This window comes from Streptomyces sp. RGM 3693, assembly GCF_050471125.1.
Lineage (GTDB): Bacteria > Actinomycetota > Actinomycetes > Streptomycetales > Streptomycetaceae > Streptomyces.
The window spans coordinates 174,428-196,426 of record NZ_JBMPPQ010000005.1 but is presented as its reverse complement, the minus strand read 5'-3'; the positions used below and the strand labels follow the sequence as shown (position 1 = coordinate 196,426).

Annotated in this window: 25 protein-coding genes, 1 pseudogene and 1 riboswitch; of the genes and pseudogenes, 10 read left to right on the top strand and 16 right to left on the bottom strand. The window is 72.3% G+C overall.

Features of this window, described 5'->3' with window-relative positions; all coding sequences use genetic code 11:
- Nucleotides 1-119 precede the first annotated feature (119 nt).
- Together ACO0M4_RS40325 and ACO0M4_RS40320 are read right to left on the bottom strand one after the other, a co-directional pair.
- Entirely contained in the window at nt 120-857 is a 738-nt protein-coding gene (locus ACO0M4_RS40325) for a MerR family transcriptional regulator (RefSeq protein WP_430376252.1), read from the bottom strand.
- Between the two features lie 97 nt (nt 858-954).
- The gene (locus tag ACO0M4_RS40320; protein ID WP_430376251.1) at nt 955-1,866 is read right to left on the bottom strand and encodes an alpha/beta fold hydrolase; all 912 of its coding nucleotides are present in this window, start codon (nt 1,864-1,866) and stop codon (nt 955-957) included.
- Between the two features lie 328 nt (nt 1,867-2,194).
- On the opposite strand from ACO0M4_RS40320, the gene ACO0M4_RS40315 reads away from it, so the two are divergent.
- From ACO0M4_RS40315 to ACO0M4_RS40295, 5 genes are all read left to right on the top strand, one after another.
- Nucleotides 2,195-3,142 (top strand): SDR family NAD(P)-dependent oxidoreductase, encoded by a 948-nt coding sequence (locus ACO0M4_RS40315; protein WP_430376250.1) that lies wholly within the window; start codon nt 2,195-2,197, stop codon nt 3,140-3,142.
- A gap of 137 nt (nt 3,143-3,279) precedes the next feature.
- Nucleotides 3,280-3,636, top strand: a complete 357-nt coding sequence (locus ACO0M4_RS40310; protein WP_430376249.1) for a hypothetical protein — start codon at nt 3,280-3,282, stop codon at nt 3,634-3,636.
- A gap of 7 nt (nt 3,637-3,643) precedes the next feature.
- The gene (locus ACO0M4_RS40305) at nt 3,644-4,828 is read left to right on the top strand and encodes a glutathionylspermidine synthase family protein (protein ID WP_430376248.1); all 1,185 of its coding nucleotides are present in this window, start codon (nt 3,644-3,646) and stop codon (nt 4,826-4,828) included.
- Nucleotides 4,829-5,024: 196 nt separating this feature from the next.
- Nucleotides 5,025-6,260, top strand: coding sequence for a threonine--tRNA ligase (gene thrS, locus ACO0M4_RS40300; RefSeq protein ID WP_430376247.1), 1,236 nt, complete (start codon nt 5,025-5,027; stop codon nt 6,258-6,260).
- A 49-nt stretch (nt 6,261-6,309) separates the two neighbouring features.
- Nucleotides 6,310-6,666, top strand: a complete 357-nt coding sequence (locus ACO0M4_RS40295) for a hypothetical protein (protein WP_430376246.1) — start codon at nt 6,310-6,312, stop codon at nt 6,664-6,666.
- Between the two features lie 56 nt (nt 6,667-6,722).
- Here ACO0M4_RS40295 and ACO0M4_RS40290 read toward each other — a convergent pair whose 3' ends face one another.
- Nucleotides 6,723-7,670, bottom strand: a complete 948-nt coding sequence (locus tag ACO0M4_RS40290; protein ID WP_430376245.1) for a putative protein N(5)-glutamine methyltransferase — start codon at nt 7,668-7,670, stop codon at nt 6,723-6,725.
- 420 nt (nt 7,671-8,090) lie between these two features.
- Between ACO0M4_RS40290 and ACO0M4_RS40285 the strand changes: the two genes are divergently transcribed.
- From ACO0M4_RS40285 to ACO0M4_RS40275, 3 genes are all read left to right on the top strand, one after another.
- On the top strand, nt 8,091-8,510 hold the full coding sequence (locus ACO0M4_RS40285; RefSeq protein WP_430376244.1) for a hypothetical protein: 420 nt from the start codon (nt 8,091-8,093) through the stop codon (nt 8,508-8,510).
- Nucleotides 8,511-8,605: 95 nt separating this feature from the next.
- Nucleotides 8,606-8,962 (top strand): winged helix-turn-helix domain-containing protein, encoded by a 357-nt coding sequence (locus ACO0M4_RS40280; protein WP_430376243.1) that lies wholly within the window; start codon nt 8,606-8,608, stop codon nt 8,960-8,962.
- Between the two features lie 251 nt (nt 8,963-9,213).
- Nucleotides 9,214-10,200: an aldo/keto reductase gene (locus ACO0M4_RS40275; RefSeq protein ID WP_430376242.1), complete on the top strand. Its 987-nt coding sequence runs from the start codon at nt 9,214-9,216 to the stop codon at nt 10,198-10,200.
- 80 nt (nt 10,201-10,280) lie between these two features.
- Here ACO0M4_RS40275 and ACO0M4_RS40270 read toward each other — a convergent pair.
- Both ACO0M4_RS40270 and ACO0M4_RS40265 read right to left on the bottom strand, forming a co-directional pair.
- Nucleotides 10,281-10,656: pseudogene (locus ACO0M4_RS40270) on the bottom strand (VOC family protein).
- Nucleotides 10,656-11,237: a TetR/AcrR family transcriptional regulator gene (locus ACO0M4_RS40265; protein ID WP_430376379.1), complete on the bottom strand. Its 582-nt coding sequence runs from the start codon at nt 11,235-11,237 to the stop codon at nt 10,656-10,658. Before ACO0M4_RS40265 ends, ACO0M4_RS40270 begins: the two are co-directional and overlap by 1 nt.
- A gap of 240 nt (nt 11,238-11,477) precedes the next feature.
- Between ACO0M4_RS40265 and ACO0M4_RS40260 the strand changes: the two genes are divergently transcribed.
- Entirely contained in the window at nt 11,478-11,900 is a 423-nt protein-coding gene (locus ACO0M4_RS40260; protein WP_430376241.1) for a VOC family protein, read from the top strand.
- A gap of 87 nt (nt 11,901-11,987) precedes the next feature.
- On the opposite strand, the gene ACO0M4_RS40255 is transcribed toward ACO0M4_RS40260, so the two are convergent.
- From ACO0M4_RS40255 to ACO0M4_RS40235, 5 genes are all read right to left on the bottom strand, one after another.
- Complete coding sequence (locus ACO0M4_RS40255) at nt 11,988-12,383, bottom strand: winged helix-turn-helix transcriptional regulator (RefSeq protein ID WP_430376240.1); 396 nt, start codon at nt 12,381-12,383, stop codon at nt 11,988-11,990.
- Nucleotides 12,384-12,542: 159 nt separating this feature from the next.
- Complete coding sequence (locus ACO0M4_RS40250; protein WP_430376239.1) at nt 12,543-13,112, bottom strand: NADPH-dependent FMN reductase; 570 nt, start codon at nt 13,110-13,112, stop codon at nt 12,543-12,545.
- 131 nt (nt 13,113-13,243) lie between these two features.
- Nucleotides 13,244-13,675, bottom strand: coding sequence for an ankyrin repeat domain-containing protein (locus ACO0M4_RS40245; RefSeq protein WP_430376238.1), 432 nt, complete (start codon nt 13,673-13,675; stop codon nt 13,244-13,246).
- 267 nt (nt 13,676-13,942) lie between these two features.
- Nucleotides 13,943-14,974: an asparaginase gene (locus ACO0M4_RS40240; RefSeq protein ID WP_430376237.1), complete on the bottom strand. Its 1,032-nt coding sequence runs from the start codon at nt 14,972-14,974 to the stop codon at nt 13,943-13,945.
- A 52-nt stretch (nt 14,975-15,026) separates the two neighbouring features.
- The gene (locus tag ACO0M4_RS40235; RefSeq protein WP_430376236.1) at nt 15,027-15,788 is read right to left on the bottom strand and encodes an ABC transporter substrate-binding protein; all 762 of its coding nucleotides are present in this window, start codon (nt 15,786-15,788) and stop codon (nt 15,027-15,029) included.
- A gap of 173 nt (nt 15,789-15,961) precedes the next feature.
- Between ACO0M4_RS40235 and dtd the strand changes: the two genes are divergently transcribed.
- Nucleotides 15,962-16,387, top strand: coding sequence for a D-aminoacyl-tRNA deacylase (gene dtd, locus ACO0M4_RS40230; RefSeq protein WP_430376235.1), 426 nt, complete (start codon nt 15,962-15,964; stop codon nt 16,385-16,387).
- 316 nt (nt 16,388-16,703) lie between these two features.
- Here the strand turns inward: dtd and ACO0M4_RS40225 are convergent, their stop codons facing one another.
- The 6 genes from ACO0M4_RS40225 to ACO0M4_RS40200 form a co-directional block, all read right to left on the bottom strand.
- Entirely contained in the window at nt 16,704-17,684 is a 981-nt protein-coding gene (locus ACO0M4_RS40225; protein WP_430376234.1) for a YgfZ/GcvT domain-containing protein, read from the bottom strand.
- 30 nt (nt 17,685-17,714) lie between these two features.
- Nucleotides 17,715-18,170 carry a Fur family transcriptional regulator gene (locus tag ACO0M4_RS40220; RefSeq protein ID WP_430376233.1) on the bottom strand — a complete coding sequence of 152 codons (456 nt, stop codon included), beginning with the start codon at nt 18,168-18,170 and terminating at the stop codon, nt 17,715-17,717.
- 21 nt (nt 18,171-18,191) lie between these two features.
- Nucleotides 18,192-19,229, bottom strand: coding sequence for an ABC transporter substrate-binding protein (locus ACO0M4_RS40215; protein WP_430376232.1), 1,038 nt, complete (start codon nt 19,227-19,229; stop codon nt 18,192-18,194).
- A 16-nt stretch (nt 19,230-19,245) separates the two neighbouring features.
- On the bottom strand, nt 19,246-20,019 hold the full coding sequence (locus ACO0M4_RS40210; RefSeq protein ID WP_430376231.1) for an ABC transporter ATP-binding protein: 774 nt from the start codon (nt 20,017-20,019) through the stop codon (nt 19,246-19,248).
- Complete coding sequence (locus tag ACO0M4_RS40205; protein WP_430376230.1) at nt 20,019-21,062, bottom strand: FecCD family ABC transporter permease; 1,044 nt, start codon at nt 21,060-21,062, stop codon at nt 20,019-20,021. The genes ACO0M4_RS40210 and ACO0M4_RS40205 overlap by 1 nt, the downstream gene beginning before the upstream one ends.
- A 117-nt stretch (nt 21,063-21,179) precedes the next feature.
- Nucleotides 21,180-21,263: riboswitch (cobalamin riboswitch) on the bottom strand.
- 58 nt (nt 21,264-21,321) lie between these two features.
- The gene (locus ACO0M4_RS40200) at nt 21,322-21,909 is read right to left on the bottom strand and encodes an FABP family protein (protein WP_430376229.1); all 588 of its coding nucleotides are present in this window, start codon (nt 21,907-21,909) and stop codon (nt 21,322-21,324) included.
- Nucleotides 21,910-21,999 lie beyond the last annotated feature (90 nt).

Below are 21,999 nucleotides of genomic sequence, written 5' to 3'. Positions count from 1 at the left end.
CACTTCCATTGAGACGGGACACGCCGGTTGGGCGGCGAGGGAGGAAAGAGGGGCGTACCGCGGTGACCGGCTCCGGTAGGTAGCCCATTGCGCTGTCGGACCTGGTCAGGGCGCTGGCTTCAGCTGTCGTGTCCGGAGGTTCGGCGCTGCTTGGCGCGGTGGGCGAGCGCATCGAGGATGCGTTGCCAGGCCGGTGACGCCTCGGAGATCCGGGAAGAGACCAGCTTCAGGGACCCTGCCTGGTTGCTGTCCCGTTCGTGTGCGATCTCCCACGCGTCCAGGTCGTCGATGAGCTGGTCCAGGCGTGGATCGTACGGATCCCAGTCGACCGACTGATCGCAGGCGAGATACAGGCGCATCGTCTCGGGGTCGTCGAAGCTGGCGTTCTTCTCCCGTATCCGCTGCGGCATGGCGTGCGGGTCCAGCGCCTGCATCAGGATCCACGAGTCGCGCTCCAGCCGTACCCGCAGGTCGCTGACCCCGAGAGCGCGCATCCGGTTCAGGATGGCGACCACCTCGGGGGGCAGGACGAGGCTTTCGCCGCCGGCCAGATCGGCGATCCTGCGGCGGTATTCGGTGAGTTGGTCGATTTTGCGCTGCAACGCGGCGTCGATATCGGTGATGGCCGCGGCGAATTCGGCCGGCTGCGCGTGCAGCAGCGCGTCGATACGGGCCAGCGGCACCCCGGCGTCGGCGAGGGTCCTGATCCGGATGAGATCCACCGCCGCTTGCGCGCTGTAGCGGCGGTAGCCGGAGGCGTCGCGCTCGGGCTCGGACAACAGGCCGACGTGGTGGTAGTGGCGAACGGTGCGCACGGTCACGCCGGCGGTCGCCGCGAGCTGGCCGATCGTGAGCACTGTCCTCCCCAGGTCTTCGTGCGGCGTGGTCGTGCCGAGTCTAGGGAGTGTCCGGCGGGTCAGGCGGACCCGGCCCTGATCCACCGGACCGGCCCTACTAGGGGCGAGCTCGGTCGACGACGTCGCGGATCGCCTGGACCACGGCGTCGGGGCGGTCGAAGCAGAGTCGGTGGTGGACGGTGTCGGAGAGGATGCGCTGTTCCCCGTGCGAGACCGCGCCTACCAGGGCCGCGTCCATTCTCGTGTGGCCGTCGTACATCTCTCGCAGCGTCCGCTCCGACGTCAGCGCCTGCTGGGCGGGGTCGGTGCCGACCACGGTGAGCGCAATCACCGGGACGTCGGGAAGGTTCGGCCCGGCCTGTAGTTCGGTGGCGATTTCGGTCAACTTGGTGCGCTCGGCGGTGCCGGAGTGGATCCATTCGTCACTCAGCTTGGCGTCGATCAGTGATTGCCGGATGTGCTCCGGGTAGTCCGCGAGCAACTCGGCGTTCATCGTGCGCAGGGCGGGGCGCATCTGTTCCCACTGCTCCCGGTCAGGTGCCATCTGCTCGACCGCGGCCAGATTCGCCGCGGGCGGCATGAAGTCGTCCCAGTCGCGGTGCAAGGCGTCCAACCAGACCAGTCCGGCCACGTCCTGCGGGTACAGCTGCGCGAACCGATGCGCGTAGAGGCCGCCGAGGGAGTGCGGCACCAGAACGTAGGGGGCGGCGATGTGCTGGGCGCGCAGCAGCTCGCGCAGTTCCGTGGCGACCGCGGCGGCGGTGCGCGGCAGCGGGAGGGGATCGCTGTAGCCCGTGCCGCCGCGGTCGTACACCACGGCGGTGGTGAACTGTGAAACCCCCTGCTGCACACCGAAATAGTCCAGGCCGACCGCGCTGGCGCCGGGCAGGAACACCACGGCCGGTCCGCCGCTGCCCGTCCGATGCACGTAAATGCGGCGGCCGTCGATCTCCTGGAACCCTCCGATCGGCGGGGCGGGCCGAGTCGGGGAAGTGCTGTCGTTCGTCATGCGACCAGGCTCCAACCCTGACGCAGGGTCAGGGTCAACCACTTCCGGCGCCGCACCCGCAACGTGCGCGGTACGCGCCCGCGGCCGCCGCGACGTACGCCACCACCTCAACACATGGAGTTCGGTGGGGAGTTGACGGTCCTGGAGGGTCGTAGCCCTCTGGAGGTGGTCGGCGGAGTGGCGGAGTGTGGGGGGCGTCGGCCGGGTTGTCGGTGATCCGTAGGCGATCGGAAGGGGATCGGTAGGGGATCCGTAGGCGTGGTGTCGGTGGCCGCTGCGACCTTGAGGGTGGGCCGTCCGGTCCGTCCAGTCGTAAGGGAGCCCGCCCATGACGTCCGTGCCGTCCGCCCCGCCCTGGGATGTTCGTCGGCTGCCGTGTGCCGAGGGGCGTACCGTCCTGGTCACCGGTGGCAACGCGGGCATCGGGTACTTCATCGCCGAGCAGCTCGCTACGACCGGGGCCACCGTCGTGCTGGGCAGCCGGGACCCGGCGAAGGCCGCGGCCGCCCTGGCCGTGCTCCGCTCCCGGATCCCCGGTGCGCGGGTGCGCGCCCTAAGGCTGGACCTCGCCGACCTCGTGTCCCTCAAGGCCGCGGTGGCGTCCCTGGGGCCGCGCCTCGACGCGGTGGTCCACAACGCCGGCGTCGCCCTCGACGACCCGCCGCGCCGGGAGACCGCGGACGGCCACGAGCTGATGTTCGGCACCAACCACCTCGGGCACTTCGCGCTGACCCGGTGGCTGCTGCCGCTGCTGGCCGCCGCGCCGTCGGGCCACGTGGTCACCATGGGGAGCTTCGCGGCGAAGTCCGAGCGGCTGGACCTCGCCGACCTGGAGTCCCGGCACGACTACCGGCCCAGCCGCGCCTACGGCCGGTCCAAGCTGGCGCAGATGTACTTCGGGCTCGAACTCGACCGCCGCCTGCGCGCGGCCGGCAGTGCGGTGACCAGTGTGGTCGTCCATCCCGGCGGAGCCCTGGACTCCCGCACCCCGGCCCGCCCGCCGGTGCACGTACGGACCGCCGGCGGGTGGCTGCGCGGTCTGCCCGCCGCCGTCGTCCTCCAGGGCAAGGACGCCGGGGCGTGGCCCGCGGTGCGCGCGGTGCTCGACCCGGCCGTGGCCGGTGGGCAGTTGTGGGGGCCCCGCGTCTTCGGGCTGCGCGGCACACCGCGCCGGGAGCCGGTCTGGCACCACCTGGCCGATGCCGCCGTCGCCGGCCGGCTGTGGGCGGCCAGCCGCGAGCTGACCGGCGTCGATCCCGGCGCCGCCCTCGGATAGCACCGGGTGGAGGGCAGTCGACGGCGGCGGGCGGCGATGGGCCGGTACCCGCCCGCCGTATAGCCCGGACGGTGCGCCCACCTAGGGTGGGCGGGCAATACAGCTTGTTCGAGTACGGACATACGGGGGTGGCCACCATGGCACGAAAGGCACAAGCGGATCAGGTACGGCGACGGCTGCGCTCCAGCACCGTCATCCTCGGCGGTATGGGCGCGCTCGCCGCGGCCCTCACCTCCTGCGGGTCGGAGCCGGACAAACGCTGCGTGGATCCCAAGAGCTACGACAGCGCCCTGGGGTACCGGGTGCTCAGCGCGGCGCAGTGCGCGTCGACGAAGGGGACGTCCGGCGCCACCACGACCGGCCGCTGGTACTACGGCTCCGGCGGCTCCGGCAGCCGCGTCGAGGGCGGCACCTTCAGCAGGAGTCAGGCCGTGGACCGCGGCGGCTTCGGCTGCTCCGGCCCCGGCTCCCGGCACGGCTCCTCGGGCGGCTGACCGCGAGATGCGCCGCCACACCATCGAGCCCCGCCCCGACTGGCAGACCCTCGTCGAGGCCCAGGGCCTGATCTACCCGCTCACCCGGTACCCCGACGATTCGCTGCGCCCCTACTGGGACGAGAGCGCGTACTACTCCTTCTCGGCGGACGAGATCGAGGAGTTGGAGGAGGCCGTCGAGGAGCTGCACGGCATGTGCCTGGCCGCCGCCGAGCACATCGTCACCCACGACCGGTTCGCCGACCTCGGCATCACCGATCCGCACCTGGTCGCCCGGGTCTCCGAGGCGTGGCGCCGCCGCGCCGAACTGCCCTCCGTCTACGGCCGGTTCGACCTCCGCTACGACGGCACCGGCCCGGCCAAGATGCTGGAGTACAACGCCGACACCCCCACCTCCCTGGTGGAGGCCGCCAGCCCGCAGTGGTTCTGGATGGAGGACCGGTTCCCGGCCGCCGACCAGTGGAACTCGCTGCACGAGCGGCTGGTGGACGTCTGGAAGCGGCAGGCGGCCCTGCTGCCGCCGGGCGCCCCGCTGCACTTCGCGCACTCGTCCGCCGACGAGCTCGGCGAGGACCTGATGACCGTCGCCTACCTGCGCGAAACGGCCGAGCAGGCCGGCCTGACGACCGAGGCGATCGCCGTGGAGGAGATCGGCTGGGACCGGCTCTCCGGCCGCTTCGTCGACCAGCGGCTGCGCTTCATCCGGGCCTGCTTCAAGCTCTATCCCTGGGAGTGGCTGGCCACCGACGCCTTCGGCCCGCACGTCCTGGACACCCTCGACAACGGCGGCGCCACCGGCACCACCCTGTGGATCGAGCCCGCCTGGAAGATGCTGCTCTCCAACAAGGCGCTGCTGGCGGTCCTCTGGGAGCTCTACCCCGGCCACCCCAACCTCCTCCCCGCCTACCTGGACGGCCCCCGCGACTTGCCCGCCGGCCCCGGTTACGTCGCCAAGCCGCTGCTGGGCAGGGAGGGCGAGGGCGTCACCATCCACCCACCGGGATCCGCCGCCGTCCGGCGCGACGAACCGTGCTGCTACCAGGAGTTGGCACCCCTGCCGGACTTCGACGGCAACCGGGTGGTGCTCGGCGCCTGGGTCGTGGCGGACGAGGCGGCCGGGCTCGGCATCCGCGAGTCGACCGGCCTGGTCACCGACGAGTACGCGCGGTTCCTGCCGCACCTGATCGCCTGAGAAATCCGGTGCGGATGCCGGGGCGCCTTGCTACGGTCGGCCGCATGCAGCGCGCCGAACCGTTCGTCACGACGACGCCGGAGAGAGTCCCGGCGCGCTGACTGCTGACCTGTGAGTCATCAAGCCCCGGGGTGAGTGCCCCGGGGCTTCGCCGTGTGGTCACTCGCCGCTCCGGGCGACCTGTGAGGAGACCACGATGAACGCCACCCCGGTCCACGACCACCGCCGGCTCGGCCGCGAGCTGGACCTGTTCGACACCGACCCGCTGATGGGCGCCGGGCTGCCCTACTGGCTACCGGACGGCGCGGCGGTGCGGCACGCCCTGGAGGAGTACATCCGCGAGACCGAGCGCCGCGCCGGCTACCGGCACGTCTACTCGCCGGTACTCGGCAAACGCGAGCTGTACGAGATCTCCGGGCACTGGGACCACTACAGCGAGGACATGTTCCCGCCGATGGACCTCGGTGGCGAACAGGTCGTACTGCGCCCCAGCCTGTGCCCCCACCACGCCCTCATCTACCGCTCCCGCTCCCACAGCTACCGCGAACTCCCGCTCCGATTGGCCGAGTTGGGAGCGATGTACCGCTCGGAACTCTCCGGGGTGCTCGGCGGCCTCACCCGCGTACGGGCCATCCAGCTCAACGACGCGCACATCTTCTGCACCCTCGACCAGGTCGCGGACGAGGCCCGCGCCGCCCTCGACCTGACCCGCCGCGCCTACGCCGACCTCGGCATCCGCGCCGCCCGCTACCGGCTCTCGCTCCCGGGAGAGGGCGGCAAGTACGTCGCCGACCCCGCGATGTGGCGCCGCGCCGCGGCCCTGCTGACCGAGGTCCTCAACGACTCCGGCGTGGCCTACGAGGCCGCCGAGGGTGAGGCGGCCTTCTACGGGCCCAAGATCGATGTGCAGATCGCCGACCGCGCCGGACGCGAATCCACCCTGTCCACCGTGCAGATCGACCTCCACCAGCCGCGCCGCTTCGAGCTGTCCTACGTGGGCCCCGACGGCACCCGGCACCGGCCCGTGATGGTCCACCGCGCCGTCATCGGCAGCGTCGAACGCGCCGTCGCCCACCTCATCGAGGAGCACGGCGGAGCCTTCCCCGCCTGGCTCGCCCCCGTCCAACTCGCGGTGCTCCCGGTCTCCGAGGCCGAACTCCCGCACGCCGCCGACCTCGTGCGGCGCTGCATCGACCAGGGGCTGCGCGCGGCACTAGCCGACCCCGCACAAGGCACCCTCGGCGCCCGGATCCGCGCCGCCCGGCACGTCCCCTACCAGGCCGTCATCGGTCCCCGTGAGGTCCCCGCGGACCTCGTCGCCCTCCGGCTGCGCGACGGCCACCGCCCGGCGCCGCTCCCCGCCGCCGAGGCGCTGGCCCGCATCGCGGCGGTGGTGACCGGACGCGGCCATGCGCTGTGGCCGGCCACCTGACCCGGGTGAGGCCCGCCAGGGCCGTCGGGCCCCGGCTACTGTCGGACGGATGCGGAAGGAACACCGGCCCCGCCGGCTAGTGGTGGGCGAGCAGTGCTGGCTGTGGACCGTGCGCCACCGGCACCCGGAATGCCGGGAGGTGCTCTCCCTGCACCGCGCGGGCACCCGGGGAACGCTGCGGATCGTCTTCCGCCCCGGCCCGGGGCGCTTCGTCCCGGACGGCCTGCTGCACTCCGGGGCGGTCATGGACGACCGGCGCCGGGTGCTCAACCTCTGCGAGCCGGGCGTGGTACGGCAGTTGCTGGACGCCGCGGTGGCCAGGGGGCAGCTGCCCACGACCACCGGTGTACTGGAGCTCGACGGTTGGCCGCTCTTCGACGCCGTGGTCGGGCGCGACCTGCCTTGAGCCGGGCGCCCCGCCCTGAGCCGGGCGCCCCGCCCCGAGGCGGAAGCTCACGGCATTCAGCCAGGCGTCGAGCAGCAGTAGACCGCTGAGGGAGCCGCGACCGGGTCGCCGGGCAGGGTGCCGATCACGACGGTGGCGTAGAGCTCGTCGGAGGTGGCCACCTCGGGACGCAGTCCGCTGCGCCGGAAGGTCTCGATGGCCCGGGACGCCTGGCGCTCACCGGTCTCGACGAGGAGGTGGCCGCCCGGTGCCAGCCACTGCGGCGCCGCCGCCGTCACCCGCCGCAGCACGTCGAGCCCGTCCGCCCCGCCGTCCAGCGCCACCAGCGGTTCGAACTCGCGGGCCTCCGGCGGCAACAGGCCGACCTCTTCGGTGGGGACGTAGGGCACGTTGGCCGTCAGGACGTCGATCCGCCCCCGCAGGTGGTCGGGCAGCGGGGCGAACAGGTCGCCCTCGTAGACCCGGCCGTCGACGGCGGCCACATTGCGGCGGGCGCAGCGCACCGCGGCCGGTTCGATGTCGGAGGCGTGCAGTTCGACCGCGTCCAGTGCCGCGGCCAGGGCCGCCCCCACCGCGCCCGAGCCGCAGCACAGATCGACCGCCACGGTGCGCCGGCCGGTCCGCTCGGCGGCCCGGCGGCCGAGGGCGACGGCCCGGCCGAGCAGGAACTCGGTACGCCGCCGTGGCACGAAGACCCCCGGGGCCACGGAGACCCGCAGACCGCCGAACTCGGCCCAGCCGAGGACGTGTTCCAGGGGGTGGCCGGCCGCCCGCCGCTCCACCATGGCGGCGAGGCCGTCCGGGGTGCGGGACGCGGCGATGAGGAGCGCGGCCTCGTCCTCGGCGAAGACGCAGCCGGCGGCGCGGAGTCTGCTGACGACGGTGGGCCGGGACAGCTGTGCCGCCGGGTGCGGGACGGCGGCATCGGATGCGGGGGAGGGGCGGGACGACGGCGCCGGTGACGATGAGGGTGACGACGACGGTGCTGAGTGGGACGACGACATGCTGGTGAGCCTTTCGGGATGCCGAGGGGCGCTTCCCGGGTCACGGATGTCGGGCGGTCACCTGGAACGGGTGGACGCACGGACGTGAGACGGGAGCACCTGCCTGGTCTGGCGGGGAATCGGTCTCACCTCCTTGGGGCGGGTGCGTGCACGGACGAGTGCGGGCCGGCGCACGGTACGCGCCGACGGCCGGGGCCACAGTACCCGACCTGGTGATCAGCAGTCAGGAGGAGTCCTTTCGCAGGCTGCCCTCGTGGAACCGGCCCGCAGCCGCCGGCCCGGAGGACGGGATGCCCCTCCCGCGCCGCGCTCCCCGCCGCTCGGACGAATGTCGGACTGATGTCCGGAAACTACTTGTCAGTTTGGAAAGTTGTTGTCAGGATGGTGAGTGCCGAAAGCATGAGCGATGAGGGGGATGGCATGGGAGAGTTCGCAGCCAGCGATGCGGCGGCCGCGCTGGCCCAGGCGGAGGCACTGGGGTCGAGGGTCCGCAAGAGCACCAAGTGGTACGTGCGGTACCAAGTCCTCTACGGCTTCGCGGCCGGGCTGTTGGTGCTTTTCATCGGGCTGGTGAAGGCCCCGTACGGGGTGGCGATCGGCAGTGTGCTCTGGGTCGCCGCGGTCTCCGGGCTGTCGATCTACGCGGCCCGACAGCGCGTAGCCCGGCGAGGCTTCGGAGTGCACCGCGACATCCTGATCGTCACCTGGGGGCTGCTCTACGCGGCGGTGCTGGTGCCCGGGATGATGTTCTTCCAGGGTGTCGCGGCCTGGTGGGTGCCCGGTGCCGTGGTGGTCGCGCTGCCCGGCCTGATAGGCGGATACCTGGAGGCCCGGCAGTGATGGAGCCGCACGAGAAGACCACGGCGAGCACGGGGACTTCGGCGACCTCGGCGACCTCGGCGACTTCGCCAACGTCGGCGACCTCGGTGGCTTCGGTGGCTTCGGAGACCGTGGATCCCGTTCCGGGGGACGGAGTCGCCCCGCGCGCCGGAAGTCATCCGCGCCACGGGCTGGACGACGTCATCCACGCCCCGGTCAGGTTCTCCATCGTGGCGACCCTGTCGGCCGCGGAGAAGGCCGAGTTCGGGTTCGTCCGGGACACCGTCGAGGTGAGCGACTCGGTCCTGTCGCGGCAGATCGCCACCCTGGAGAAGGCGGGCTATGTCGCCGTCATCAAGGGGTACGTCGGCAGGCGGCCGCGCACCTGGCTTACCCTCACGCCGGACGGCCGGGCCGCCTTCGCCGCACACTGCCGGGCCCTGCGGGCCATAGCGGGCGGCGACGACGCCTGACCCCGGCCGCACGCGCGACCCCGGCGCGGTGACGGCAACCGCCGCCGCATTGGGGGGTGGATGCGGTGCCGCATTGGGTGGGGGGCGGTGACGCACGGACGCCGTCCACGGTGATCGGTTGACTTGGAGCGCGCTCCAACTCCTACTGTCGTGAACGGTCGAGGGGCGGCGGATAGCAGCCCCGGACCAGGGGGATGCCCCGGCTCAGGGGTGCCCGTTCCGGTTCGCAGTACGTGCCAGGAGGTAGCAGCATGACGGAGATTCCCACCCGCCGCCTTGGGGGACTCGCGGTGTCCGCGCAGGGGCTCGGGTGCATGGGGATGAGCCACGGTTACGGCGCCTCGGACGACGATCAGTCGATCGCGACCATCCACCGCGCACTCGACCTCGGCGTCAGCCTGCTGGACACCTCCGATTTCTACGGGGCGGGCCACAACGAGGAGTTGATCGGCCGGGCGATCGCCGGCCGGCGCGACGAGGTGGTGCTGGCCACCAAGTTCGGCTTCGCCAACCAACTCGGCGAGCCGACCGCGATCCGCGGCGACGCCGCCTACGTCCACGAGGCGTGCGACGCCTCGCTGCGCCGACTCGGCGTCGACCACATCGACCTCTACTACCAGCACCGTGTCGACCCCGACGTACCGATCGAGGAGACCGTCGGCGCGATGGCGGAGCTGGTCGCGGCGGGCAAGGTGCGCCACCTCGGCCTGTCCGAGGCGAGCGCGGAGACCCTCCGGCGCGCCCACGCGGTCCACCCGATCGCCGCGTTGCAGAGCGAGTGGTCGCTGTGGACCCGCGACCTTGAACAGGAGATCGCGCCGGTCTGCCGCGAACTCGGCATCGGCTTGGTGCCGTTCTCCCCGCTCGGCCGCGGCTTCCTGACGGGGTGTTATACCTCCGTCGAGGGCCTGCCGGAGACCGATCTGCGACGCACCCAGCCGCGCTTCGCGGACGGCAACCTGGAGCAGAACCTCACCATCGTGGCGAAGCTCGACGAACTCGCCGCCGAAAAGGGCGTCACCGCCGGCCAGTTGGCGCTGGCCTGGGTGCAGCACCGGGGCGACGACGTCGTGCCGATCCCGGGCACCCGCCGCCAGAAGTACCTGGAGGAGAACCTCGGGGCGCTCGCGGTGCAGCTCTCCGCGCAGGAACTCGCCGCGATCGATGCCGCGGCCCCCGTCGGCCAGGTCGCCGGCACCCGCTACGACGCGTCGAGCATGGCCTTCGTCAACAAGTGAGCACACCCGATGAAGGTCCGCGTGGGCGTCGGCTGGTGGGAGCGCGAGCCCCCGCCGGCCGGCGGCCACCGTTCCCGGGCTCACGCCGGCGACATCACCTCGTACAGATTGCGGTCGGCGTCGCTGAAGAACAGACCGCGGGCGCACAGGGGGTGATCGGTCCGGCCGTTGTCCGGGTGGCCCGGCCCGTTGCCGTAGGGGGTGCCGGCCGATCGGAGGCGGGTGAGGATCTCGTCGAAGGTCTCGGGATCGACGTCGAAGGCCAGGTGATGGCCCCGGGGGGTCCGGGACGGCCATGAAGTCGAGGGTGAGCGTCTGGTTCACCCGGACCGGGGCGAAGTGCCCGTTGCGGCCGGCCGGCGGGAGTTCCGCCAGGCCCATCACCGAGGCGAAGAAGTGCGCCGCCGCGCGGTGGTCGACGGCCGGGACGATGGTGTGGTTGAGGCTGACGGGCATCAGGCGCTCCCGGGGTCGGTGAGGGTGCCGTGGAGCAGCACGGAGATGAGTTCCTCGGGGGTGAGCGGTGCGTGGGCCGGGCCGCCCGGTGCGGGCAGCCGGCTGAAGAGCAGGCCCAGGAAGGCGGCGGCGACCCGCTCGGGGCTCAGCCGCAGCCGCTCCCGGTCCGGTTCGACCAGTTCGATCACGGCCTCCTGGAGGGCGCGGAAGGATCGGGTCCGCCCGTCCTCGGGGGGCTCGCCGTCCGCCCGCGCCTCCGGGGAGCGCGGACGGTCGCGGCGGTGCCCGGAGGCGTAGAGGCTGCCGACGACGGTGCCCATGCGCTCCAGGTGGGCGCAGAGGGCCTCGGCGGCCTCGGTGAGTCGCGCGGTCAGTGGTTCGTCGAGGGGGACGGAGGCGAGTTCGCGCAGCACGTGATCGACGCCCACCGCCTCGGCCACACAGGCGTCCAGCAACTCTTCCTTGTCCTTGAACGCGCGGAAGATCGTGGCCTCGCCGATCCCGGCGGCGCGGGCGATCCGGCTGGTGGTGACGGCCGCCCCGTGCTCCGCGACCAGCGGCAGGGCGGCTGCGACGATCATGGCCCGGCGCTGCTCGACGCTCATGCCGGGGGCCCGGCGGCGGGGAGGTCGGTTCGCTGCGGAAGCTGCTGGCGATGACATGGCCCCACGCTACGGAGTGAGTACTCACTCCGTCAATGGATTCCGCGCAGGAGGCGCACCCGAAGAGCCGTCCCTAGACTTCTTCAGAGACGAGCGGGACGGACTTCTTCAGAGGCGAGCGGGACACGAGGCCGGTGAGACCCCGAGGGGCGGCGCACCATGGAATGGAAGCTCGAACTGGTGCCGATTCCGGTGAGCGACGTGGAACGCGCGAAGCGCTTCTACAGCGAGCAGGTGGGCTTCGCCATCGATCTCGACATCCGACTCGACGACGGCGGGCGCATCGTCCAGCTGACCCCGCCCGGCTCGGGCTGCTCGATCGTCCTGGGCGCGGGCGGCGGCGTGACGCCGGTGCGGCCCGGCTCGGTGCAGGGGGTGCAGCTGGTGGTGCCCGATGTGGTTGCGGCCCGCGGCGAGTTGCTCGCCCGCGGCGTACCGGTCGGCCCCGTGCAGCACGTGGAGAACGGGGCACTGGCCGACGGCCCCGGCGGGGCCTGGAACTCGTTCGTCTACTTCAACGACCCGGACGGAAACGGCTGGGCCGTCCAGCAGGGCCCAACGGCCCCCGCAGCCAAGGGATAACCGGGCCCCCGACCGCTCCGTCCCCGACCGACCTGTCCCCGACCGCCCTGCCCTCGACCGACCTGTCCCCAGCCACTCCGCCCCGGATCACACCGCATCCGGAGCGTGCTGCGCATCGGGATGATCCTGTGCATCCGGATGGCGCTGCGCATACGTGGCCTCTAGATAGGCCAGGTGCAGACGACCCCAGGCGCCCAGCGGGGCCAGGGCCTCGTTGAGGGAGGCGCCGAGCTCGGTGAACGAGTACTCGACCTTCGGCGGAATCTGGTCGAACACCTCGCGGTGGACGATGCCATCGGCCTCCAGCTCACGGAGCTGCTGGGCGAGCACCTTCTCACTGATCTTCGGCAGTTCCCGACGCAACTGGCCGAACCGCCGGGGTCCCTGGCTGAGCGCCCACAGGAGCAGGACCTTCCACTTGCCGCCGATGACGTCCACGGCGGCGTCCAGCCCGCATTCGTAGGGGCCCTTCCACTCGTTCACACCAACCCCCTCCACGCACCCCGCAAACGGGCCACCCGGGCGCGCCCGGATGCACCTCTTCACATCAAGTATCGACGATCGGGGTCCGGGTCGGAGTCGGGGTCGGGTCGGGAGCCGGGGCCGGACGCCCGTACGGACGCCCGGCGCAACGAGGCCGGATCAGTTGCCGTACGGGCGGGCCGTGCGGGCCTCCCGCAGGGCCACGGCCCACCACTCCAACTGGTTCAGCAGGGCGTCCGCGGCCTGCGCGGGCGGGGCCGGGTCGTGCAGCTGACCCTCCTCGTCGAACGGGCCGGTGGTGAGCGCGAAGCTGACCGTCTCGCGGACCGTCGTGGCGTGCAACTCGGCGAAAACCAGCCGCAGTTGCTCGACCGCGCGGAGGCCGCCGGAGATTCCGCCGTACGAGACGAAGCCGACCGGCTTGGCCTGCCACTCGGCGCGCAGCAGGTCGACCGCGTGCTTGAGCGGGGCCGGGAAGGAGTGGTTGTACTCCGGCGTGATCACCACGAATGCGTCCGCCTGCTCGACGCGCTTGGCGTACCCGATGAACTCCTCGCTGCCGTAGCGGAGTTCGTACGGACGGATGACGTCCAGGTCGATCACGTCAACGGTAATGTGCGGGTGGGAGGCGCTGAGGTGCCGGGTGAACCACTCGGTGATGACCGGGGCGAACCGGCCCTCCCGGGTGCTGCCGACGATGACGGCGAGGGTGTAGCGCTCTGCGGACATGTGAAGCCCTTCGTGGCGAAGTGAGTGCAACGGCCCTGAGCCTAGAACCTCAATTAAACTTGAGGTCAAGCGGGCGGGGGCGAGGAGGGGTGACTCGCCCCCCGACACCGGCCGTTACGCGCCGCGGGACGTCACTCCGCGCCGAACAGCTTCAGCAACTCCGCCTTCTGGAACATCCGGGCCGTCTCGATCGCCGACGGTGACCCGGCCGCCGGATCGGCACCGTGCGCCAGGAGGACCTTCACCACCTCGTCCTCGCCCTTGAACACCGCCCCGGCGATGGGGGTCTGCCCCCGGTCGTTGGGGCGGTCGGCGTCGCCGCCGCGCTGCAACAGGGCCTCCACGGTGGTCGGGTGGCCGTGATAGGCGGCGAGCATCACGAGGGAGTCGCCCTTGTCGTTCGTCAGGTTGGCGGGCACGCCCGCGTCCACGTAGGCGGCGACGGTGTCGGTGTCACCATGCCGCGCCAGGTCGAACACCTTGGCCGCGAGCTGTAGCACCTCGGGGTCGTGCGCGTGCTCGATCGCCTCGGGTCCCTGCGGCTCGGAATTCGCGTCGCTCATGGTCGCCGGCCTCCTGCTGTGGTGGTGAGTATGTGTTCCGGGTGCACCGCCACTTTAGATTTCCCCGGCCTCCCACGTTGCGGACGCGGGGGCACGGATTCCGCCGAACCGAGGAATACCGCTCACGTGCGCATGCCGGACCGCCGGACCGCCGGGTGCCCCACCGCCGGACACCCCGCCGACGGACGTCCGCCAACGGACCCGGGCGAGACGGCCAGCCGGCCCCGGCGCACCCTCAGAGCGGGCCCAGACGGCCCCGTAGCGCCCTCAGAACGCCGCGCGGATCGCCCCCACCCGACTCGCACCCCCGTGCAGCGGCACATCCTCGATGCGCGCGAGAACCGGGTCGTCGACACCGAGCCCCCGCAGGACCCGGGCCAGGATGGGCCCCAGAGTGCGGGTCGCGCCGTCATCGATCTTGAAGGCCAGGGCCCGGCCATCGGGCAGGGCCAGGGCCTGCACCGCCTCGGCGCCCATCTTGGAAAGCGTGCCCGGCAGGGCCCGCATCAGCCAGGTGTCCGGCCGCCGGGTGCCCGCGACGTACTCGGGGTGCGCCCGCATCGCGTCGGCCACCCGCCGCTCGGGCGTCCCCGGCTCCGCGAGGACGAAGTGCCGGTAGGCCCGCGCCAGCCCCGTCAGCGACAGCGACATCAGCGGCGCCCCACAGCCGTCGGTGCCGATGTGGGCGACCTCCTCGCCGCCCGCCGTGCGGACGACGTCCAGGATCAGCTGCTGGAGCGGGTGGCTCTGCTCCAGGTACGTCTCCAGCGGCCAGCCGTTGAGCGCGCAGGCCGCGAGCATCGCGGTGTGCTTGCCGGAGCAGTTCATGGTGAGGCGGTCCCGGACGTTGCCGGCGGCGAGGTAGTGCTCCGCCTCCTCCGGGTCCAGCGGCAGGTCCGGCGGCGTCTGGAGCTGCTCGGCGGCGAGCCCGTGCTCGGCGAGCATGGTCCGCACTAGGTCGAGGTGGAACGCCTCGCCGGAGTGGCTCGCCGCGGCCAGCGCCAGCCGCTCCTCGGAGAGGTCCAGCCCCGCCCGCAGGATCGCCGCGGCCTGCATCGGCTTGTTCGTCGAGCGCGGGAAGACCGGCGCGGTGATGTCGCCCAGGGCCTGCTCGACGCTCCCGTCGGCCGCCAGCACCACCAGCGAGCCGCGGTGCCGCCCCTCGACGAAGCCGGAGCGGACGACCTCGGCCAGCACCGGCGACGGCGTCGACGGGCTCGACGGCGCGGCCGCCGCGGACGACGACTGCTCGGGTATCGGGGTGGACGAGGACGAGGACGAGGTCTTCGGCGAGGTCACGGCCGGCCTTCCGGGGGACGGGACCCGCGCCCCGGAGGCGGCTTGTGGCCGTTCAGGACAGCAGGTCGTCTACTTGTGCTTCGCCTTCACGGTACCTGCGGGCGATTTCCGCACTGCAATCGTCGGTCGTGCGCTGGAGGGACTGGCGGCGCTGCGAGATCTGCCGCTCGTAGCGGATCAGCCGGCCCATCCCGTCGTGCAGCTCCTCGTCCGTACGGGCCGTGAGGTCCGAGAGCTCGACCTCGCCGAGCATCTCGTCGGCGAGCCGGCGGTACTCCTCGCTGTGCGGGGTGCCGAGCGTCACATGCCGGGCGGACGAGCGTTGGCGCGACGGCAGGTCGGTGAGGATTTCGGGAAGCCGGTCCAGCAGCGGCGAGTGCGACCCGGTGCGGCGGGCGACCTCGGCGCGGAGGATGTCGATCCGGCCTTGGAGCAGCCGCCGCAGATAGCTGAGGTCAGCCTCTTCCTGCTGGCAGTCGCGGCGCACCACGCGCAGCTCGGGCAGGCTCAGGCCGGACACCTCGGGGGGCCCGGCGGGGCGGAAGCGGTCGCGCTGCTGAGGGGGGCGGACGGTCGGTGCCTGGCCTGCCTGGAGCATGGGGTCGTCCTCGGTACGGGCGGGCTCTTCGGGAGCCGGCGCCGGGGTGATGGTCGTCAGGGCGTGCGGGGCCTCCGGGGCGGTCGGGGTCTCCGGGGCGGCCGGTCTCGTACGGCCGGACGGCGGGGTGGGGTGGGCCGGCGGTGGGCTGCCGGCCGGTGCCGTGCGGGCGGTTGGCACGGGGCCGGGTGTCTTGCCGGCGCCGAGTGTCGTCATGAATCGTTCCGTCCCCTCGTCCGGTGCCGCATCCAGGGCATGTTGTCCGTGAAACGCACCGCGTGCACGCATCGTGCCACTCTGTGCGGTCCGTGTGCAGGGCCATGGCACTCGAACGGCCCTTGTGGGGGTACCCACGGCGAGGCGGCGGGGCGGGCGGCATGATGGCGGATATGCGAGCTGTGGTGCAGAGGGTGAACGGCGCACGCGTCGAGGTGGCGGGCGAAACGGTCGGGGAGATCGTTGGGGAAGGGCTGTGCGCGCTGGTCGGCGTCACGCACGACGACACCCCGGAGAAGGCCGCGCAGCTCGCCCGGAAGCTGTGGTCGGTGCGGATCCTCCAGGGCGAGAAGTCCTGTTCGGACAATGGAGCGCCGCTCCTGGTGATCAGCCAGTTCACCCTCTACGGTGACGCGCGCAAGGGCCGCCGTCCCACCTGGAACGCCGCTGCGCCGGGTCCGGTCGCCGAACCGTTGGTCGACGAGGTGGTCGCCCAGCTGCGGGCGTTGGGCGCGCAGGTGGAGACCGGGCGGTTCGGCGCGGACATGAAGGTGTCGCTGACGAACGACGGGCCGTTCACGGTGCTGCTGGAGGTCTGAACGACCTCAGGGCCTGTCCGGTGGGCCGGGGGCGGATAGGCCCTAGGGGGAGGCGAACGGATTCCCTAGGGGATGCGGACGCCCCCTGCGGGGCCACAACGTGGTGGGGGCGGCGGATATTTCCCCCGAGGCGCGCCCTTCCTACGAGGCGCGCCCACCCCACAAGGCACGAGGCGCGCCCACCCCACAAGGCACGAGGCGCGCCCACCCCACAAGGCACGAGGCGCGCCCACCCCACAAGGCACGAGGCGCGCCCGCCCCACAAGGCGCGAGGCAAGAGGCGCGCCCACCCCACAAGGCGCGCCTCTCGCACCCGCTACGGCTCGACGACGACCTCCTGGGCCGCCGCGGTGCCGCCCGCGATCAGTGGGGCGTCGGTCGGTACGTTGCGCTTGACCAGGGCCAGGGCGATCGGGCCGAGCTCGTGATGGCGGGCCGAGGTGGTGATGAAGCCCAGCTGGCGGCCCTCCTCGCCGTCCGCGGCCAGTCGGACCGGCGTCCCGTGCGGCGGGAGGTGGACCTCGCTGCCGTCGAGGTGGAGGAAGACCAGGCGGCGCGGCGGCTTGCCGAGGTTCTGGACCCGGGCGACGGTCTCCTGGCCGCGGTAACAGCCCTTCTGGAGGTGGACCGCGCCGCCGATCCAACCGACCTCGTGCGGGATGGTGCGGTGGTCGGTCTCCAGGCCCAGCCGCGGGCGGTGCGCCTCGACGCGCAGCGCCTCCAGGGCGAGGACGCCGATCGCGGGGCCGTGGGCCGTGGCGAAGGACATGAGCTCGGCGCGGGGCAGGAAGAGGTCGCGGCCGTGCGGGGTCTCCCGTACGACGGTGCCCTCGGGCGCCTCGGTGATGGAGCCGGCCGGGAGGTGGACGACGGCGAAGTCGCCGGTGCGGTCGGCGACCTCGACCCGGTAGAAGAACTTCATGCTCTCCAGGTAGGCGATCAGCGCCTCCTGTTTGCCGGGCTCGGTGTGCATCCAGGTCGTCTCGCCGTCGTCGACCAGGTAGACCGCGTGCTCGACGTGGCCGTGCGCGGAGAGGATCAGCGCCTCGGTGGCCCGGCCGGGCGGGAGTTCGCTGACGTGTTGGGTGAGCAGCAGGTGGAGCCAGCTCAGCCGTTCGGCGCCGCTGACGCTGACCACGCCGCGGTGCGAGAGGTCCACGAAGCCGGAGCCGTTGGCGAGGGCGCGTTGCTCCCTGAACAGGTCGCCGTAGTGCGCGGCGACGCCTTCGTCGGGGGCCTCGGCGGGGACGGCGCCGGGCAGCGACAGCAGGGGGCTGGCGGATGAATGTCGCAGCATGGGGCCAGCCTACGACCAGGGGCGGTGGAGCTACCCGTGCCCCTTGGCGGGCCCGTCGCCCTGCGCGGCGCGGTCCGTGCAGGAGGTGCACCGGCCGAAGATCGCGAAGTGCTTCATGTCGGTGTCGAAGCCGAACTTCTCGCGGAGGGTGGCCACGAACGGTTCGGCGACCGACAGGTCCGCCTCGATGACGTCGGTGCAGTCCCGGCACACCAGGTGGATGTGGTGGTGGCGGTCGGCCAGGTGGTAGGTGGGCGCGCCGTGGCCGAGGTGGGCGTGGCTGACCAGGTCCAGCTCTTCGAGCAGCTCAAGGGTGCGGTAGACGGTGGAGATGTTGATGCCGCCGGCGGTCTTCCGCACCTCGGTGAGGATGTCGTCCGGGGTGGCGTGCTCCAGCCTGTCCACCGCCTCCAGCACCAGTTGCCGCTGCGGGGTCAGGCGGTACCCGCGCCTGCGGAGGTCGCTCTGCCAGTCGGTGGTCACCACGAGGCCAGTGTAGGAGGGCGGTCAGGCGGAGTGCACGCCCCGCAGGTAGCGGGCGAGGTCGCTGATGGCCGTCGGGTTGCGGGGGCTTTCGACGAGTTCGGCGTAGTCCATGACGTAGATGCGGTGGTGTTTGATCGCGGAGACGCCCGCGAGCGGGGCGTAGGACTCCAGGAACGCCTTCTTCTGGGCGGCGGAGGTGTCGCCGTAGTTGTTGATGACGATGACCTCGGGGTCGCGGGCGACGACGGTCTCCCAGCCGACGGTGGTCCACGAGTCCTTGAGGTCCTTCATGACGTGGTCGCCGCCGGCCTTGGTGATGATGTCGTGCGGGCCGGCGTACCTGCCGGCGGTCAGCGGCTTGTCGCGGCCGTCGTCGTAGAGGAAGACGGTGGGGCGGCGGGCCGGGGCCCGGTCGGCGGCGTCGGCGACCTGCTTCTTGTAGGTGCGGATCAGGGCTTGGGCGCGGTCCTCGACGTGGAAGATCTTCCCGAGGGTGGCGAGGTCGGTGTAGAGCGCGTCCAGCGGCGGCATCACGCCGCGGCCGCCGGTGCCGGTGCCGTTGTGGCAGGACTCGGTCAGGACGTAGGAGTCGATGCCGAGCTTCTTGAGGGAGGCGGGGGTGACGCCGCTGCCCTCGCCGAAGCCGTAGTTCCAGCCGGCGAAGACCAGATCGGCCTTGGCGTCCAGGGCGATCTCCTTGGTGATGGCCTTCTTGGACAGCCAGGGGACCTTGTCGTAGGCGGCCTTCCAGGGGACCTTGGTGAGGTCGCCCTTGTCGTCGGGCATGACGTAACCGGCCATCCGGTCCTCCAGGCCCAGCGCGAACATGATCTCGGTGATGCCGACGTCGTTGGTGACCACGCGGCGCGGGGCCTGCGGATAGGTGGTCCGGGTACCGCAGTTGGTGACGGTGACGGGCCGGTGGCCCAAGGCGCGGTCGTCGGTGCCGGCCGGTTCCTTGGCCACCTGGGCGCCGCAGCCGGTGAGGGCGAGGGCCAGGGCGGTGAGCAGGGCGGCGGGGCGGGTGCGGCGGCGGGCGGCGCGCGGAGCGTTCGTCATGGGTCCCTCGGGGTCCTCAGGAGGCGGGCAGGCGGTCGAACAGCAGCTGGACGGCGCCGGTTTCGGGGTGGCGTACGCGGTGCGCGCGGACGCCGAAGACCTCGGCGAGCAGTTCGGCGGTGAGGACGTCGTGCGGCGGGCCGGAGGCGACGATCCGGCCGTCGGCGATGACGTGCAGCTCGTCGCAGTGCACGGCGGCCAGGTTGAGGTCGTGCAGCGCGGCCAGGACGGTCAGGCGACTGTCCCGGACCAGTGCCAGGACCTCCAACTGCTGGGCGATGTCGAGGTGGTTGGTGGGTTCGTCGAGGACCAGCACCTGCGGTTCCTGGGCCAGTGCGCGGGCGATCAGGACCCGCTGCTTCTCGCCGCCGGAGAGGCGCAGGAAGCCCCGCTCGGCCAGGTGGGCGGCGCCGACCCGGGCCAGTGCCCGGTCGCAGATCTCGCGGTCCGCGGCGCTGGGCCGCCCGGAGCCGCGCTGGTGCGGCAGCCGTCCCATCGCGACGACCTCGGCGGCGGTGAAGTCGAAGTCGGTACCGGCCTCTTGGGGCAGTGCGGCCAGCAGCCGGGCGGCCTCCCGGGCGGTCAGTGCGTGCAGGTCGGTGCCGTCCAGATGGACGGCGCCGGCGGCCGGCCGCAGGGCGCGGTAGACGCAGCGCAGCAGGGTCGACTTGCCGCTGCCGTTGGGGCCGACCAGCCCGATGAGCCGTCCGCTGCCGGCGGTCAGGGTGACGTCGTGGACGAGCCGCCGCCCGGCCACCGCCACCGACAGTCCGGTGATGTCCAGTCGCATCAGGCACCGCCTCCGAAGGTGTAGCCGCGCCGCCGCATCAGCAGCACGAAGCAGGGGACGCCGAGCACCGCGGTGAGCACCCCGACGGGCAGTTCCACGGGCGCCAGCAGCACCCGGGAGAGCAGGTCGACCCAGACCAGCAACACCGCGCCCAGCAGCGGGGCGACGGCCAGCACCCGGCGGTGGTCGGCGCCGACCAGCATCCGGGTGGCGTGCGGCACCATCAGTCCGACGAAGCCGATCGCGCCGCTGACCGCGACCACCGCGCCGGTGGCCGCGGCGGCGACCACGAACAGTTCGCGGCGCAGCCGCTCGGGGTCCACGCCCAGCGCGGCGGCGGTCTCGTCGCCCATGGCCAGGGCGTTCAACCGGCCGGCGGAGAGCAGGAGATGGGCGAGGGCCGCGGCGACGGCGCACGCGGCGATCGGGACCGAGCCCCAGCCGGCCCCGCTGAGGCTGCCGAGCAGCCACATCATCGCCGAGCGGGCCGCCTCGCCGCGGTCGGCGGTGAACACCATCAGGGTGGTGACCGCGGAGAAGCCGTAGTACATCGCGGTGCCGGTCAGCACCAGCCGCATCGGGGTGAGCCCGTGGGCGGTCCGGGCGGCCGCGTAGACCAGGGCCATGGCGAGCAGCGCGGAGAGGAACGCCGAGACGGACAGCGCCCAGACGCCGAGCGCGCCGAGCGCCCCGAAGAGCAGGACGGCATTGGCGCCGACCGCCGCGCCGGAGGATATGCCGAGCACGAAGGGGTCGGCGAGGGCGTTGCGGACCAGGGCCTGGACGGCAACGCCGATGGCGGAGAGCCCGGCGCCGACGACGGCGGCGAGCACCGCGCGGGGGAACCGCAGTTCCCAGACGATGGTGTACGCGGCGACCTCGTCGGGCCGGATGGTGCCGCCGGTCAGTCCGGCGCCCAGATAGCGCAGCACCTGCGGCCAGCCGATCCCGGCGGCGCCGAGGGCGGTCCCGCACAGCAGGGAGCCGAGCAGGACGGTGGCGAGCGTGACGGCCAGGGGGAGGGGGCGGGCGGGACGTGCCAAGGGTGGTCAAGCCTTCGGCTCGGGCCGCGTGCGTACGGAAAGGAGCGGCGGCCCAGGTGCCCCTGGCGGCGTCCCCTCGCAGTCCACGGCGAGTTGGTGAGGATCCGGCGCCGCCGCGGGTGATCGGGCTTGCGGAACGGGCCCCCTGGGGGCGTCCGCTTACCGTTGCGGGTCAGCGCCGGACTCTCACCGGACTTCCCCCGCGGGGCGCGTCATGGAGTTGTGGTGCGGGCCGGGGCCCCCAGCGGTGGCCGGGGGCTCAGCCCTCGTACGGCGTGCCGTCCGGGCGGAAGAAGGAGACGCCGTCCGGCATGTCGTCGGGCAGGCTCTCGGCCCACTCCTTGAGGTCGGCGACCTTCTTCAGCTGCGCGGACATGTACGGGCGCAACGGAATCTCCGGGGTGGACTTCTCGCCAACCCACATCAGGTCGCCGTTGACGTAGCCGTAGAGCCGCTTGCCGCCGCTGTACGGGCCGGCCGCGGCGGTCCGCGCGATGGCGTCGGTGGCCAGGTCGATCTGCGGCTTCTTGTCGGCCAGCTCGCCGTACCAGATCTCGACGACGCCCTGGTCGCGGGTCATCACGACCTCGACCTTGCGGTCCCCGTCGACCCGCCAGAAGCCGGTCTCCGTTTCCAGCGGGCGGACCTGCTTGCCCTCACTGTCGAGCACCCAGGTGTGCGAGGTGTATTCGAGGAAGTCGCGGCCGTCGTGGCTGAAGATGACTTCCTGGCCGAAGTTGCACTTCTCGGCGCCGGGGAAGTCGAAGACGCCCGCGCCCTCCCAGCGGCCGAGGAGGAAGGCGAGCGGCACCAGGGACGGGTTCAGGTCGGACGGAATCTCGATCATGAGCTCAGGCGATCTGTAGTGCTCCGGAGGGGGCGCGAAGCGCTCCTACGAAGGCGACGGGTGGGCGGTCAGCGCTGGCCCTGGTACAGC